The 15,585-nt window shown below is 61.3% G+C and carries 15 protein-coding genes; 4 read left to right on the plus strand and 11 right to left on the minus strand.

Translation table 11 applies throughout. From position 1 onward, the window contains the following. Nucleotides 1–43 precede the first annotated feature (43 nt). The 5 genes from dxs to RLCC275e_RS02920 all read right to left on the minus strand — a co-directional run bounded on the left by dxs (nucleotide 44) and on the right by RLCC275e_RS02920 (nucleotide 5,228). Nucleotides 44–1,960 (minus strand): 1-deoxy-D-xylulose-5-phosphate synthase, encoded by a 1,917-nt coding sequence (dxs, locus tag RLCC275e_RS02900; protein ID WP_033181435.1) that lies wholly within the window; start codon nucleotides 1,958–1,960, stop codon nucleotides 44–46. A gap of 212 nt (nucleotides 1,961–2,172) precedes the next feature. Beyond that, nucleotides 2,173–3,096, minus strand: coding sequence for a pirin family protein (locus RLCC275e_RS02905; RefSeq protein WP_033181434.1), 924 nt, complete (start codon nucleotides 3,094–3,096; stop codon nucleotides 2,173–2,175). An 88-nt stretch (nucleotides 3,097–3,184) separates the two neighbouring features. After that, nucleotides 3,185–3,952: an SDR family NAD(P)-dependent oxidoreductase gene (locus RLCC275e_RS02910; RefSeq protein WP_033181433.1), complete on the minus strand. Its 768-nt coding sequence runs from the start codon at nucleotides 3,950–3,952 to the stop codon at nucleotides 3,185–3,187. An 86-nt stretch (nucleotides 3,953–4,038) separates the two neighbouring features. Continuing rightward, complete coding sequence (locus RLCC275e_RS02915) at nucleotides 4,039–4,290, minus strand: exodeoxyribonuclease VII small subunit (protein ID WP_003545921.1); 252 nt, start codon at nucleotides 4,288–4,290, stop codon at nucleotides 4,039–4,041. A gap of 2 nt (nucleotides 4,291–4,292) precedes the next feature. Then, complete coding sequence (locus tag RLCC275e_RS02920; protein ID WP_033181432.1) at nucleotides 4,293–5,228, minus strand: histone deacetylase family protein; 936 nt, start codon at nucleotides 5,226–5,228, stop codon at nucleotides 4,293–4,295. A 285-nt stretch (nucleotides 5,229–5,513) separates the two neighbouring features. Between RLCC275e_RS02920 and RLCC275e_RS02925 the strand changes: the two genes are divergently transcribed. Together RLCC275e_RS02925 and RLCC275e_RS02930 are read left to right on the plus strand one after the other, a co-directional pair. Continuing rightward, a complete protein-coding gene (locus RLCC275e_RS02925) occupies nucleotides 5,514–5,915 on the plus strand; it encodes an acyl-CoA thioesterase (RefSeq protein ID WP_130677179.1) in 402 nt (133 codons plus the stop codon). 81 nt (nucleotides 5,916–5,996) lie between these two features. After that, complete coding sequence (locus tag RLCC275e_RS02930; protein ID WP_050516815.1) at nucleotides 5,997–7,064, plus strand: hypothetical protein; 1,068 nt, start codon at nucleotides 5,997–5,999, stop codon at nucleotides 7,062–7,064. A 131-nt stretch (nucleotides 7,065–7,195) separates the two neighbouring features. On the opposite strand, the gene RLCC275e_RS02935 is transcribed toward RLCC275e_RS02930, so the two are convergent. From RLCC275e_RS02935 to RLCC275e_RS02960, 6 genes are read right to left on the minus strand one after another with little or no spacing between them, the layout of a single operon-like run. Further along, complete coding sequence (locus RLCC275e_RS02935; RefSeq protein ID WP_033181431.1) at nucleotides 7,196–7,867, minus strand: flavin reductase family protein; 672 nt, start codon at nucleotides 7,865–7,867, stop codon at nucleotides 7,196–7,198. A gap of 1 nt (nucleotide 7,868) precedes the next feature. Then, on the minus strand, nucleotides 7,869–9,290 hold the full coding sequence (locus tag RLCC275e_RS02940; protein WP_033181430.1) for a M24 family metallopeptidase: 1,422 nt from the start codon (nucleotides 9,288–9,290) through the stop codon (nucleotides 7,869–7,871). 45 nt (nucleotides 9,291–9,335) lie between these two features. Continuing rightward, nucleotides 9,336–10,157, minus strand: a complete 822-nt coding sequence (locus RLCC275e_RS02945; protein ID WP_003557010.1) for an ABC transporter permease — start codon at nucleotides 10,155–10,157, stop codon at nucleotides 9,336–9,338. After that, nucleotides 10,150–10,977, minus strand: a complete 828-nt coding sequence (locus RLCC275e_RS02950; protein ID WP_033181429.1) for an ABC transporter permease — start codon at nucleotides 10,975–10,977, stop codon at nucleotides 10,150–10,152. Before RLCC275e_RS02950 ends, RLCC275e_RS02945 begins: the two co-directional genes overlap by 8 nt. Before the next feature lie 9 nt (nucleotides 10,978–10,986). Beyond that, the gene (locus RLCC275e_RS02955) at nucleotides 10,987–12,036 is read right to left on the minus strand and encodes an extracellular solute-binding protein (protein WP_197727356.1); all 1,050 of its coding nucleotides are present in this window, start codon (nucleotides 12,034–12,036) and stop codon (nucleotides 10,987–10,989) included. After that, complete coding sequence (locus RLCC275e_RS02960) at nucleotides 12,033–13,268, minus strand: ABC transporter ATP-binding protein (RefSeq protein ID WP_033181428.1); 1,236 nt, start codon at nucleotides 13,266–13,268, stop codon at nucleotides 12,033–12,035. Before RLCC275e_RS02960 ends, RLCC275e_RS02955 begins: the two co-directional genes overlap by 4 nt. A 502-nt stretch (nucleotides 13,269–13,770) precedes the next feature. Here RLCC275e_RS02960 and RLCC275e_RS02965 point away from each other — a divergent pair. Together RLCC275e_RS02965 and RLCC275e_RS02970 are read left to right on the plus strand one after the other, a co-directional pair. Then, nucleotides 13,771–14,703, plus strand: a complete 933-nt coding sequence (locus tag RLCC275e_RS02965) for an ABC transporter substrate-binding protein (RefSeq protein WP_018485983.1) — start codon at nucleotides 13,771–13,773, stop codon at nucleotides 14,701–14,703. Between the two features lie 5 nt (nucleotides 14,704–14,708). Further along, nucleotides 14,709–15,581, plus strand: coding sequence for an amino acid ABC transporter permease (locus tag RLCC275e_RS02970; RefSeq protein WP_033181427.1), 873 nt, complete (start codon nucleotides 14,709–14,711; stop codon nucleotides 15,579–15,581). Nucleotides 15,582–15,585: the final 4 nt, after the last annotated feature.

The raw sequence follows: 15,585 nt of genomic DNA on the forward strand, positions 1-15,585 counted from the left end.
AGGCGGATGAGGGGGCCACACAGCACGCCCTCACATATCTCACCTATCCCGCAACACCAACCGCAACACCACGTCCCAGCGCCTTGAACACCGTCGATACGATGCCGGCGCGGTCGAGGCCGGCGTGGGCGTTCATGGCTTCGGGCTTGGCCTGTTCCATCCAGATGTCAGGCATGACGAGCGAGCGCAGCTTCAGGCCGTTGTCGAGCAGGCCTTCGGTGGCGAGGAAGTGCATCACATGGCTGCCGAAGCCGCCGATCGAGCCTTCCTCGACGGTGATCACGATCTCGTGGTGGCGGGCAAGCTGGCGGATCAGGTCGCGGTCGAGCGGCTTGGCGAAACGCGCATCGGCGACCGTCGTCGAAAGCCCCGCGGCGTCGAGATCCTCGGCGGCCAGCAGACAATCGGCAAGCCGTGTGCCGAAGGAAAGCAGCGCCACCTTGGTGCCTTCCTTGACGATGCGGCCCTTGCCGATCTGCAGGATTTCGCCGCGCGCCGGCATGTCGACACCGACGCCTTCGCCGCGTGGATAGCGGAACGAGATCGGCCCGCCATCATAGGCGACAGCCGTGCGCACCATATGCTTGAGTTCGGCCTCGTCGGCCGCCGCCATGACCACGAAGCCGGGCAGGGTGGTGAGGAAGGCGGTGTCGAAGGAACCGGCATGGGTCGGCCCGTCGGCGCCGACGAAACCGGCACGGTCGATCGGGAAACGCACCGGCAATCCCTGGATCGCCACGTCATGCACGACCTGGTCGTAGGCGCGTTGCAGGAAGGTGGAATAGAGGGCCGCGAATGGCTTGTAGCCTTCCGCTGCCAGGCCGGCGGCGAAGGTCACGGCATGCTGTTCGGCGATGCCGACGTCGAAACAGCGCAACGGAAAGGCCTCGGCGAGCTTGTCGAGGCCGGTACCATTCGGCATGGCGGCGGTGATGCCGACGATCTTGTCGTCGAGGGTGGCTTCCTGCACCAGCGCTTCGGCAAAGACGCTGGTATAGCTCGGCGCATTCGGCTTGACCCTTGCCTGGGCGCCGGTGATGACGTCGAATTTGTTGACACCGTGATACTTGTCGGCCGCGGCTTCCGCCGGCGGATAGCCCTTGCCCTTCTGGGTGACGACATGGATCAGCACCGGTCCGCGCCCATTGTCGCGCACATTGCGCAACACCGGCAGCAGGTGGTCGAAGGAATGCCCGTCGATCGGGCCGATATGGTAAAAGCCCATCTCCTCGAACATCGTGCCGCCGGTGACGTAGCCGCGAGCATGCTCGACGGCGCGGGTGATTGCCCGGTCGATATTCTTGCCGAGGTAGGCCGTCAGCTTCTTGCCGAAGTCACGGAAGCCCATATAGGTGCGACCCGAGGCGAGGCGGGCAAGATAGGCGCTCATTGCCCCTGTCGGCGGGGCGATCGACATGTCGTTGTCATTGAGAATGACGATGAGGCGGGCATCGAGGGCACCGGCATTGTTCAGCGCCTCATAGGCCATGCCGGCCGACATCGCCCCGTCGCCGATGACGGCGATGACGCGGCGGTCCGATTTGTCGAGGTCGGCGGCAATCGCCATGCCGAGGCCGGCCGAGATCGAGGTCGAGGAATGTGCCGCGCCGAAGGGATCATATTCGCTCTCCGCCCGGCGGGTGAAGCCGGACAGCCCGTCTTCCTGGCGCAGCGTCCGGATACGGTCACGCCGGCCGGTGAGAATCTTGTGCGGATAACATTGATGGCCGACATCGAAGATCAGACGATCATCAGGTGTGTCGAAGACGCTGTGGATGGCGATCGTCAATTCGACGACGCCGAGACCGGCGCCGAGATGGCCGCCGGTGCGCGACACCGCATCGATCATTTCGTCCCGGACTTCGCGGGCAAGCTGCGGCAGGTCGCGATCCTCGAGCTTGCGCAGGTCGGCGGGATAGATGACCTGGTCGAGCAGGGGGGTCTTCGGCAGTTGTGTCACGGGCGGGCGCTCTTTCTTGCTTTTCCTTGTTCCGCTTTATTCGATTAGATTGCGGCAAAACAAGTGCATTTCAGGAACCGAAGGTTTTTACCTTAGAGCATGGTGCCGAAAAGTGTGAGCGGTTTTCGGATAACATCATGCTCCCACTATTAAAGCATGGTGCCGAAAAGTGTGAGCGGTTTTCGGCGGAGATCCAGCTCTATTTCTTCAGTTTAGCCTTCCGGCAAAGGCACGAATTCCTCTTCGTCACCGGGAACGATATCGAAGCGGCCGGTGCGCCATTCCTCCTTGGCCTGTTCGATCCGCTCCTTCGAGGAAGAGACGAAATTCCACCAGATATAACGTTTCGAATTGAGCGCCGCACCGCCGAAGAGCATCAGGTGGCAGCCGTCGCGGCCGGCTTCCAGCGTGATCTGATCACCCGGCCGGAAGACCAGCAACTGGTCGGCGGCAAAACGGTCGCCTGATATGACGACCTCGCCCGAGAGCACATAGACGGCGCGCTCTTCGTGGCCGGCGCCGAAGGGAAATTTGGCGCCCGGCTGCAGGTCGAGATCGACATAGAGCGTGTCGGAGAAAACACCGACCGGCGATGTCATGCCTTCGAACGAGCCGATGACCACGCGCCCGCGCACGCCTGCCGTCTCGATCAGCGGCATGGCGGATTTTTCCGTATGGGCGAAGGCGGGATCGATCTCCTCCTTGTCGTCGGGCAGCGCCAGCCAGGTCTGCAGCCCTGACATCAGCAGCGGATGGCCGCGCAGATTGTCGGGCGTGCGCTCGGAGTGCACGATGCCGCGGCCGGCCGTCATCAGGTTGATGTCGCCGGGACGGATGACCTTTTCGGTGCCGAGGCTGTCGCGATGGCGGATCTCGCCGTCGAACAGATAGGTGACCGTCGACAGCCCGATATGCGGATGCGGCTTGACGTCGAGTGCCTCGTCCGGCTTGAGGATCGCCGGTCCCATACGGTCGAAGAAGATGAACGGCCCGACCAGCCGCCGCTGTCGGCTGGGCAGCGCGCGGCGCACCTGGAAACCGCCGATATCGCTGGTGCGCGGGATGATCAGGCTCTCGATCGCATCGCAGGCGAAGGCATCGCCGGGCAGGGGATCTTTACCGGGAAAGAAGGACATTGGGATCTCCGATCGCTACAGGGCCGCGCGTCATCGCCCACAGATAGCGCCTGGAGCGCCGCGCGTCCAATCGGACGCGCGTCGGGGCTCAGATTGCGGTGAAGCCGTTGTCGACGAAGAGATGGGCGCCGTTGACGAAGCTCGACTCGTCGCTGGCCAGATAAAGCGCGGCACGCGCCACATCTTCGGGCTCGCCGATCCGCCCCTGCTGGGCGGCAATGGCGGCGTCCGAAACGTCGACGCCGAGCGCCTGCAGGTCGGCCACCTCGCGCAGGCCATGCGGCGTGCGGATGAAGCCGGGGCAGACGGCGTTGCAGCGGATGTTGCGATCGCGGAATTCGACCGCGATGGCGCGGGCAAACATATGCACCGCCCCTTTGGTCGTGTCGTAAAGCACTTCCATCGGCGTGGCCGCGACCGCCGAGATCGACGAGGTGCAGACGATCGACCCGCCGCCGCTTGCAATCATCTTCGGCAGCACGGCCTTGGTCATCAGAAACATCGAGCGCACGTTGACGGCGTGCAGCCAGTCCCATTCCTCGACGGTTGTTTCGAGAAACGGTTTGATGACGATCGTGCCGGCATGATTGAAGAGCACGGTCACCGCGCCGTAGCGTTCTTCGACGCCGGCGACGGCGGCATTGACGGCGGATTCGTCCGAGACATCGGCCGTCCAGCAATAGGCCTCGCCGCCGGCATCACGGATGGCCTGGACGGTCTCGGCGGCTGCATCGCCATTGCGGTCGATGATCGCAACACGCGCGCCTTCCGCCGCAAAAAGCTTCGAGGCGGCACCGCCCATGCCGGTCGCGCCGCCCGAGATAATGGCGATCTTGCCCTTCAACCTGTCCGTCATTCCGCTGTCCCCTCACTGTTTTGCAAAGGGATCATAGATCGGTCCGAAGCCGATAGCCAAGCATCTTCAAAAGGGAGTTTGCTGCCTCAGGCGCCGTCGAGCGGCTCGACGCCCTGCGGCTTGCCGGCGCGGTCGAGCCGGATCTTCTCGATGCGGTTTTCGGCGGCCGAAAGCAGCGTTTCGCAATGTTTCTTCAGCGCTTCGCCGCGCTCATAGATCTCGATCGATTCATCCAGCGCCACATCGCCGCGTTCCAGCCGGGCGACGATGCTTTCGAGTTCGGCGACCGCCTTTTCGAAGGAAAGGCCGGACACCTCAGGCTTGGCGCTGTCAGTCATTCTCAACCCTTCATCATTCTCAGAATATGCATGCCCGCCGATTCGGCGAGTCCCTCGAGATCATAACCGCCTTCGAGCAGGCTGACGACCCGGTTCTTCGCGTACCGGTCCGCCAGTTCCAGCACGCGCCCGGTCGCCCAGTCGAAATCCTCACCGGTCAGATTGATCTGCGCTAAGGGATCGCGGTGATGTGCGTCGAAGCCGGCGGAGATGATGATGAGATCCGGCCGGAAATCGTCCAGGGCGGGCAGCACGCGCGATTTGAACGCCTCGCGGAAGTGGTCGCTGCCAACATTTGGCGACAGCGGCGCGTTGACGATGGTGTTGTGCGTGCCCTTCTCATCCTTGGCGCCGGTGCCGGGATAGAGCGGCATCTGATGCGTCGAGCAGAACAGCACCGAAGCATCGTCCCAGAAGATATCCTGCGTGCCGTTGCCGTGGTGCACGTCCCAGTCGACGATGGCGATGCGCTCGGCGCCATGCGTCTTCTGCGCATGACGGGCGGCGATCGCCGCATTGTTGAAGAAGCAAAAACCCATCGCCGTCATCTTCTCGGCATGGTGCCCCGGCGGGCGGGCAGCGACGAAGACATTGTCGGCCCGGCCGGTAAAGACGTCGTCGACCGCCGCCATCGCCCCGCCAATGCCGGTCAGCGCCGCCTGCAGGCTCTTGCTGCTGGCATAGGTATCGGCTTCGATCTGGTTGATCTCGCCCTCTTCCTCGGGAATCTCCCGCATGACGGCGATGAGATGTTCTTCGGGATGGGCAAGCAGCACCGCATCCTCATTCGCCTGCGGCGCCTGCCGGCGCTCCAGCCGCTCGAAGTTCGGATGTTCCAGCGCGACATTGATGGCGCGGATCCTGTCGGATCGCTCCGGATGGCCAGCGGGCGTCACATGTTCCAGGAAGATCGGGTGTTCATAAAGACGGGTGCTCATGAAGACACTCTATCGGTCGCTTATGTCATGTGCCACAGCAGATGGGGCATCGCCTGACGATTTCAACAAGCGCTCTTGCCGTGCCGTCCGGACGTTCGCAGTATCGCAATTGCCTCATTGTGCCGTTTCCGTCGAACAACCCGTCCCGACAGCGCCGCATCTTTTCAGAGGGCAAAGGATACTGTAACACTTTGAACTATTGCGTAATTCTATCTTTAAATCGGTTCCGGTATAAGCAATTATGCAGTAGTGTTGCCATGGGAACTCTGTAAGGCAGATCTGTTGATGAGTCAGTCGAAACGTCCTGATGTGGCGGAAATACGTGTGCCGTTTCGCGATGTCGATATGACCGGCCAGATGTTTCTGGCCTCCTATATTTCCTATGCCGAGTCCGTGCTTGCGAGCTTCTGGTCGTCACGGCCCGATGTCGACGACGAACCGCTCTACAGCCCCAGCAAGGTTTCCTGCTTTCTCCACCGCCCGCTCCACTATGACGAGCCGGCAACCTTCACCGCCGCCGTCGACAAGATCGGCATGCATTCCATCGGCTTCCTCGTTTCGATCGACACCGGGGAGGAGCGTGCCGCCGAGGTCGAGATCATCTGGCAGGCCCGCACCCGCGAAGACCAGTCGCCGGCCTCGCTACCGGAGGAAACGCGCGACTGGCTTTATCGGTTTTTGGATTAGGGCGTTATGCGGGCGGCGGGATGCGCTTTCGTTTTCACTCCGCTCCGTTGATCTGCAGATGTTGGCAATCAGAATCTCCAAATGACAAAATCCGATATTTTACCACCTGATCTGCAGGAACTGCTCGTTATCATTGGGGAGCGTCTGAATAGCGGCCAAAACGTCGAAGCGCAGCTTCCGTCCGCTGTAGCGGGCATATTGTCTCTCCCTGCTGCGACGATAAGCCAATCGGCTCCGGCGATTGCAACATCCGCAAAGCTATATCATCGGCGTCCGGAGCCCGCATGGCTTGGCAGACTGTTGCGGCCTCATCTCACTGATAAGCAGCAATTGTTGAAATTACCCGACCTTCGTTACCTATTCCTGTTTCACTGCGATGGACGTATGAGGGAGGCTGCCCTCAAGAGGACAACCGGCGGGCTGCAAAGTTCCTTTCTGTTCGCTGCAATCGCCATACGTCTGAATGACTGGGCGGAGCCAGTCCGCGCTGCTGCGTTTGCCTGTGCGAAGCGGTGCTTCCCCCTTACCTCGGCGGAGGTAATCGCCAATGCCGTGACCTCCCTGCTTTTGCACCAAGACAGTTGGGGAAGATGGGGTGTTGAACGAGAGGCCATGGAGACGACACTGGCGAGGCCTGACGTTGGCGAACAGCTCGCCAATATCCTTTGCGAAGCGCAAACCGGGCCGACGTCCCGGATTTTTCGTCTCGTGTTGAAGAACGGTTCGATAGATCCCCATTTGCCCAGACTGGCGGCAAGCGCGCAACAGCCCTGGGTTCGTGCCATGGCAGTCAAAGTCATTGCGGAGGGGCGTGCGGGCTGGCAAGTTGGCTGGGAGTGGAAGTGGATAGACAAGTCTATGGGAAAACGGGTGCAGGAGCCTAAATTTAACTTCCGAGACCTCCTGTTCCCATTCGATAAAGCGGCCGTCGTCAGGGCCGCCGCGTCAGATGGATCAGCAATCGTACGACGCGCCGCACTGGCGGCCGTTATTCAGCACTGGCGTGGAAGCCGGGAGGCTGAGGAACTCGCATCGACGCTAATAGCTGATCCGAGTCCTTCAGTGAGGGAACGCGCCGCTTTCATCCTATCGAGAAAAGGTGGACCTGCTAATCCGCGTGATGCGGTTGGGATACAACCTTTGCAATAGACGGGCAAAGTTCTTTCGGCTGGTACCGTCGAAAAACTCCGCGTCCGCCTTTCAAATGACTATGAACTCCGGCTTGCATCAACGTAAAATGATGAACGTCATGCGCGCGATCGGCCGGAGCCCAAGCCCGGCTATGCGATGACCGGCTCTGAAACGCTCTTTCGCGAACTCCACTCCTCCTTGGTCTGGGTCTTGATGTCGAACTGGTCGCGCGTCCTGGTGTAGGTATGGCCACCCATTCGTCCGACGGCGTCCATCAGTTTCTGGTCGATATGCAGGTTCGCCGGATTGACCGCATCGCTTCTGACATAGACGCCGAGCACTTCGCCGAGGATGATTTCGCGCGCCGGGCCGACCTGCAGGGTGGTGTGGCGGCGGCATTCGAGCGCTGCGGGCGCTGCCAGGATGCGGGGACTTCTGACCATCTGTCCCGGCGCCGTTGCCAGTCCGGCTTCGGAGAGTTCGTCGACCTCAGGTCCGAACTTGATGGCGCAGACTTCCATCTGGTCGACGAGGGCGTCATCGCAGATATGCACCGTGAACTCGCCGGTTTCGCGGATGTTGCGGGCGGTATCCTTGAAGCGCATGTCGGCATAATTCTCGACGCCGATGGCGACGATCGCCGGGTCGTGGGTGAGGACGTTGAAGAAGCTGAACGGGCCGGCATTCGGCAGGCCTTCCTTGCTCACCGTCGTCACCAGCGCGATGGGGCGGGGAATGACCGTGCCGATGAGGATCTTGTAACGCTCGCGCTCGGTCAGCTTGGCGAAATCGAAATGCGTGTGTTGTTTATGATGGGTCATGTCAGGCCTCGGCAGCGACGCGGTGGGTTTCAAGCGGGGTATGGCGGCTGAGATTCTCGAAACCGTCCTTGGTCACGACATACATGTCGCCGATGTTGCAGCCGGCCGACAGCGGTTCCAGCCACTGCGTGTGCAGCACGAAGACCATGCCCTCCTCCATCCTGTCGTAGTTATGCGAGGAGATGTTGAAGCTGTTCTGGCCGCCGGCCATGCCAACCGAATGGCCGAGGTTCGGATTGTGCGGTCCGTGCTTTGCCGGATAGACGTGCATGAGCTTGCGGCCCTGCGCCTCCCAGTCGATGTCCTTTACATACTGATTGGGGATCAGGCGTGCTCCGCCGTCTTCCATCGGCGACCAGTTATAGGGCATGGTTCGCGCCTCGGCTGAGGTGAGCATGCCGCGCTCGATCATCGGCTCGAAGGCGGCATTGTTGACGTCGCGCATCAATGCGCCGGGCCTAATCAGCTTTTCGGCCCGCTTGACGCCTTCGGTGCAGGCTGCAAGCACATCCTCCTGATGGCTGCTGATGTCGCCGATCGCGATCATGCGGGCGGTCTGGGCCGTGTAGCCGCGATAGGTGACGTTGGAGATATAAAGGTTGATGAGGTCGCCGGGTCGGACGATGTGGCCATAGGGTTTGCCACAATGAGTGCCGAATTCGTTGATGCCGATCTGGTAGCCGTCGCCCGTTTCGCCGCCGAGCGACATCTGCGCATAGGTGAAGGCGGCAAGGATTTCATGGTCGGTGACGCCTGACTTCGCCACATGATAGGCGGCCTGCGTGCCGATGCTGATCAGCTGGGCGGCGGCGCGGAACATCTCGATCTCGGGCAGTGAGCGGAGTTTCTGCATGCGGTCGAGAATGGCGTTGTCGGCGACGAACTTGCTCTTCGGCAGCAGTTCGTCGAGCGCAGACCAGAAGGTCAGCGACGTACGGTCGCCGATCCTACCGATCTGGGCCTTGGCAAGACCGAGACTGGCGAGAACCTCGGCGCATTTCTCGGCGGTCTTGATGACGGAATCGCCCGGACGGTCGGCATATTCGCGGCCGATCGGGCCGATCTGCCAGATTTCGTCGACGAGCACAGGCTCGCCGCCCGGCGGCAGCAGGACGGATTGGGTGAAGAAGGACAGAAGCACCATCGCTTTGTCGGCATCGGTCGGAATGATCAGCACGCCTTCTCGCATCCAGTCGCAGATGTAACGCAGATAGGCATTCGAAGCGTGGAACCAGCCGACGCTGCCGGCATGGACGATCAGCGCGTCATGACCGGCCTCGACCGCCTGACGACGAATTCTGCGAAGGCGATCCTCGAACTCTTCGACAGGAAGCGGCAAGGGCGCGGAGAAGTCGAAATCCGGTTGGAAATCGGCCAGCAGCGATCCCATCCCGCCGCCTGCGTTTGTCGCGCGCATGTTCATGAGTTTGTTCCTTCCAATTCAAGCATAGGTCAAATAACGGATCGTTCAGGCCTGCCGCGGCGGCGCGAGAACGCGCCGGGCAACCAGCAGTCCGACCAGCGTCACGGCGATCAGAATTCCGGAGATTGCCGCGACGCGCACATCGAGCGATTCCTCGATCAGCGCGAACATGCGCAGCGGCAGGACCGTCGTACGGGCGTCGGCGAGGAAAAGCGATACCGACACATTGTCGAGCGACTGGATGAAGACGAGGAATGCACCGGCCAGAATGCCGGGCATCAATAGCGGCAGGGTGACGCGCCGGAGTGTCATGAACCAGCTCGCGCCCATCGTCGTCGATGCCTCGGCAAGCGAGGGGTTGAGACCCTGGGCGACAACGGAGGCGGCGCGGTACATCAGCGGCCCGAAGACCACGACATGGCCAGCCACGGTCAGCCAGAGCGACGGCTTGAAGCCGATGAAGTTGGCGACGATCAAGGCGGCAAGACCGTAGACCAGGCTCGGCAGGACGAGCGGGGCGAGCAGCAGCGGCTCGATGGTGCCGGCGGTGCTGCGCTTCATGCGCGTCATGCCGATGGTTGCCGGAACCGCAAAGATCAGCGATCCGAGGACGGCAAGGCCGGCAATCTTCAGCGAGTTCCAGGCGGCGATATGTTCGGTTGCCGAGCGAACGGGATCGAGCAGCGCCGCGTACCACCTGAGCGAAAAGCCCTGCGGCGGATATTTCAATGTCTGCCCCGAGGTAAACGACATCGTCAGCGCAATCACGATCGGTGCGACCAGATAGATGACGCAGAGCCCGCCGAAACCGTAGACGAATGCCTTGTAGAGCATGACGGGAATGGGATTTTCGCGACGATCACGCATGACCGACCAACCTCCTGTGACGGGACATCATGGTAAGGGCGACCAGCAGGCAGCCGGTGGACAGCAGCAGGACGACGGCGATGGCCGAGGCCAGTGGCCAGTCGAACAGCGTGCCGACTTCGCGATAGATCAACTGCGGAACATAGACGTTGCGCGCGCCGCCGATGACGGCCTGGGTAACGAAGGAACTGCTGGTGCTGGCAAAGACCAGGATCCAGCCCGCCAGCAGGCCCGGCAGCATCAGCGGCAAAAGCACGGTGACAAAGATGCGCCAGGGACCGGCGCCGGAAACCTGAGCCGCTTCTGTCAGTTGCACCGGCGTACGCGACAGGATGGCAATCAGCGGCAGGATGATCAGCGGCAGATCGATCTGGCACATGGCCATGATCAGGCCGAGTTCGGTAAACAGCAGGCTGGTCGGCATGCCCGTCAGGCCGAGCCCGACCAGCGCTTCGCTGATCGGCCCCTGGCGCCCGAGGATGACGATCCAGGCGAAGGTGCGCACGACATTGCTGGTCAGCATCGGAATGAGCGTCAGGAAGATCAGAACCTGCCGCAGGTTTCTGCCGCCGTGCCAGTAGAGGAGTGCGATCGGCACGCCGAGCAAGGTCGTGCCGATGACGGTTTCGAGCCCGAGCCTTGCAGTATTGACGAGGACGCGGAAATTGAACGCGTCGCCGAAGAAGCGGGCATAATGTTCGAGGGTCGCTCCGCCGGGGCCGGCGAAGCTGAAACCGACGAGGACGGCGAGCGGCGTTGCGAAGAACGCCACGGAAAGCAACAGCATCGGTAGGACGTATGGGAAGCCGCTCGCCTTCATCACATCACCTCAACCGGCAACGAGCGCGTCGAACTGGCGGATCCAGTCGTCGCGGTTCTTGTTGATCGCGACCCAGTCCGGATAGACCATGGTCTTGATCTGGTCGCGGGTGACATAGGCTTCGATGCCGGGTGTCAGCGCCACGTCCTTGTTGGTCGGGAACATCTCGGTCGGCGGCTCCTTGAGCTGGTCCTGGGCGGCCTTGGAGATGGCGGCATCCATATAGGCATAGGCCGCATCGAGATTGGCCGAGCCCTTGGTCAGGTGGATGTTGACGGGGGCTGCCGGCGAGCCGGTTTCCGGATGGACGAACTCGGCGTTGAGGCCGAGGCTCTTCAGATGGGCGACATTGCCGGTCGAGCACATGAAGACGGCGATTTCGCCCTGCTGGAACAGCGTCATCTGATGGTTGGTGCTGTCGACCACGCCCTTCAGATGCTCCGGATGGTCCTTGAACAGCTTGAAGACGGCGTCCATGTCGTTCGGGCCGGAGCCGAAGATCTTGGCGATCTCGGTATAGGCCATCACGGCGGTGTTCGAGGCAAAGCCGGTCCAGGAAACCTTGCCGCTAAAGGCCGGGTTTTCGAAGAGATCGCGATAACCCTTCGGCTTCGGAACGAGATCGGGATTGTAGGCAATGCCGTTGACTTCGATGGTCACGGTCGGGCCGTATTCGCCCTGGAAGGACGGATCGAGCATGCCCCAGTTCTTGAGCTTGCTCGGATCGATCTTCTGGATGAGATCCTTCTCGATGGCGACCGCCATCTGGCCGGGCGACATCAGCAGCGTGTCATAGGGCGGGTTGCCGGGGCTTGCCATGATCTTGGCAAGCTGGTCCTGCGCCATCGCCGGGGCAATGGTCAGGTCATAGCCTGCATCCTTGACCATCGGCGTCAGCACTGTGCGGTAGGCGTCTTCCCAGCTGCCCGGGAAAGTGGCGGCAACGGCTCCGCCGCCGGCAGCGCGGGCGGAAAGCGGAAGCATGGCCGATGCGGCGGCACCGGCCGCCAGGAAACCGAACCCACGACGGGTAATCTGAAAGTCCTTCATCTCGTTCACCTCTGTTGATCTGTTTCTTCACTCATGATTTCCGGTTCGGCCGGAAAGGCGTGACACCGTGCGGTGTCGATCTCGGCAAATAGCGGCGTTCCCGGTTCGGGAATGAATGTGGTGGGGCCTCTGACCTCGGAGGCGCGCAGGCCCGTACCGTCTTCGAGGGCAAGGTCATGGACGAGGGAAGGGCCGAGGGGCACGGAGACCGTCATGCGAACCGGCAGGGTGCTTTCGCTCGGCTGCGTCGACAGGCGAACCTCTTCCGGCCGGAAGGTGATCGTGACCTTCGAGCCGAGGGTAAAATTCAGCCGGCGCGGCAGGAGCAGGGTCCGGTCATTCGCAAGGCCGATCAGCGTGCTCTCGGCATCGAGCCGCAGCACCGTTCCATTGAGCAGGTTTGCCTGGCCGATGAAGGTATTGACGAAGAGCGTCTTCGGGCGGTCATAGACGGTCATCGGCGTGTCGATCTGCTCGACATTGCCCTTGTTCATCAGCACCAGGCGGTTTGCGAGGCTCTGGGCTTCCTCCTGGTCGTGCGTGACGATCAGTGTCGTGATGCCGAGCGTCTTCTGCAGGTGCAGCAGCTCCACCTGCAGATCGAAACGCAGGGCGCGGTCGAGCGCGCCGAAGGGTTCGTCGAGAAGCAGAAGGGAGGGGCGCCCGGCGATGGCGCGGGCGACGGCGACGCGCTGCTGCTGTCCGCCGGAGAGTTCGCGCGGCAGGCGGTTGCCATAATCCTTGAGCCTGACGAGAGACAGCATCTCCTCGACGCGCGCCTTGCGCTCGGCGCGGGGAAGCTTCTGGCAGGCCAGCGGATAGGCGATGTTTTCTGCGACCGTCAAATGCGGAAACAAAGCATAGTTCTGAAAGACCATGCCGACGCCGCGTGAGCGGGCCGAGACATCGGCCAGATCTCTCTCTCCGAGCACAATCTTGCCCGCCTTCGGCTGAATCAGCCCGGCGATGGCGCGCAGTACGGTCGACTTGCCGCAGCCGCTCGGCCCGAGCAGGGCAACGATCTCGCCGGCCTCGATGTCGAAAGCCACGTCGCCGATGGCATTCTGGCCACCGTAACTATGGGTGAGGCCCTGAACGCTGAGCCGCTTGCGTTCAGCCATATTCGGTATGCCTTGCATAGGGCCTCCCTGGTTCTGGGTCGAGGTCACGGATTGCTGCGCTGTCTCCGGCACAAGACGGAGATGCGGTCCGGTGAGAAATTTTGCGTCGAGCTTGTTCATGAGAAACGGATTGCAAGCGGCATGCCAGTTTTGCCGTTCGGCATTGTCGTCAATGCCAAGTCAATGAAAATTAAGCGATAATTTAGACTTATAAAGTTTCGAAAGTTTATAATAATGAGTATACGATTTAAAATTCGCATTTAGTTTTTGTTTAAATTTTCGCCAGCGTCGTATATTAAATGGGCAACAGATAGAAACGGCCGCGGCCCTGAACGGGCGATCAAGCGCCGAAAAGCACCGGGATTTGGCATCTGAAGAGGTGTTTTGGGTCTTGCGGGCGAATGAGGCGGTCAAAAGTGATGCGGCAGGGCAGGGGAGCGTAAAAATTGTGCAGCTACGTTCGAAACTTCATGCGAATTATATTGCGAAACTCCATCCGAAATGTCGACATCGACAGAAACCCTATTGATATCAGGTAATTATTGACGCGCCATTGCAGGTGGCACGGCGATTGCATGGATGATCCCGAGAATTCACCGGTACAAAAATGAAAGGGGATCACATGATGCGCATCCAGAAAATCTTGAGGGCCGGAGTTGCCGGAGCGATGGTCTCTTTGATCGCGGCCTCTGCTTATGCCGCCGGAGGTGCCGCCGAGAAGATGACGCCCGATGCCGATGTCGCCAAGCTCCCCGGTGTCGTCCTCACGCAGAAACTGGCCGACGGGCTGCCGCCCTCCATCAAGTCGTCGGGCGTATTGAAGGTCGCGACCGACCTGACGCCGCCGATCAGCTTTCACGGCGAGGATGGCAAGCTGATCGGCATCGATGCCGATATCGCCGCCGCACTCGGCGTCATCCTGGGTGTCGATGTTGAGATGACCGATGTCGGTGCGGGTGCCGCAATCGTGCCCTCCATATTGGCAAAGCGCTTCGACCTCTCGATCTCGGGAATCAACGACGATCCGGAGTTGGAAAAGCAGGTCGACGTCATCGACTACATGTATGACGCGACGACGATCATGACGATTAAGGACAATCCTCTCGCCATCAAGGGCATGGAGGATCTGTGCGGCAAGAAGGTCGCCGTTCCCGTCGGCACCTTCCAGGCGAAGATGGTCGAGGCGGCATCGGCCAAATGCGCGACCCCGGTCAATATCATGTCGATCCCGAAAATGCCGGATGTGCTTCAGGCCGTTCGCACAGGGCGGGCTGACGCCACGGTCAACGGTTACGCCACCAGCGTCTACACGACCGAACACCAAACCGGAAACGGCAAGGGCCTGCAGGCGCTGCCGGATATCCGCCTTGCCGTCGGTTATCTCGGCATGCTGACGGCAAAGGACAATCCGCAACTGCGCGACAGCGTCGTCGCCGCCCTGCAGCAGATGGTGGATTCGGGCGCCTACGAGACCATCATGAAGAAGTGGAGCCTTGGACCGCTGGCCGTGAAGACCGTCAAGGTCAACGATGCCGCCAGCATGCCTGCGGATTGACGCCGATGGCCCTGTTTCAAGCGTCGCCCATATCGCTCTCCCTTGCGCCATCGGTCGGAAGACCGATGCGTTGGGGGCAGATCGCAACCGGTGCCATCGCGATTTCAGCGCTGGCCTTCTTCGCGCTCGTTGTCGGGCAGAGCCAAAGCATCCAATGGTCCGAGATCCCCCGCTATCTGGTGGATCCTTCAATCCTGCGCGGCGTCCTGCTGACGCTTGAACTGACGGCCGGTGCCATGGTGTTCGGTATCGTGCTCGGATGCCTGCTGGCGCTGATGGCGACGAGCCAGAACCTGGTTCTCAAGGTGATCGCCGCCGGCTTCGTCTGGTGGTTTCGCGGCGTGCCGCTGATTGTCCAGATCTTCTTCTGGTTCAACATCGCCCTCTTCATCCCGCAGGTCGGGATGGGAAGCTTCACCATTTCGATCAACGATCTGGTGACGCCGGCCCTGGCCGGCTTCCTCGCACTCGGACTGCACGAAGCCGCGAACATGTCGGAGATCATCCGCGGCGGCCTGGTCGCGGTCGATCGCGGCCAGCGCGAAGCGGCCACGGCACTCGGGCTGAAAAAGACACAGACTTTTTTCACCGTCATCATGCCCCAGGCCACGCGTATTATCGTGCCGCCGACGGGGAACCAGGCCATCGGCATGCTGAAGGCCAGTGCCATCGTCTCGGTCATCGGCATGCAGGATCTGCTGACGCAGGCGCAGGCGATCTACGCCCGGAACTTCCTCGTCATCGAACTGCTGTTCGTCGCCTCGATCTGGTACCTCGCCATCACGAGTGTCGCATCCATAGGCCAGCACTATCTCGAAAAGAGTCTCGTTCCGAAAGGCCGGACAGCAGAGAAGCCTCGCGCCCCCGGACGGGCGTGATCGC

Origin of the sequence: Rhizobium brockwellii (assembly GCF_000769405.2) — a bacterium.
Taxonomy (GTDB): domain Bacteria; phylum Pseudomonadota; class Alphaproteobacteria; order Rhizobiales; family Rhizobiaceae; genus Rhizobium; species Rhizobium brockwellii.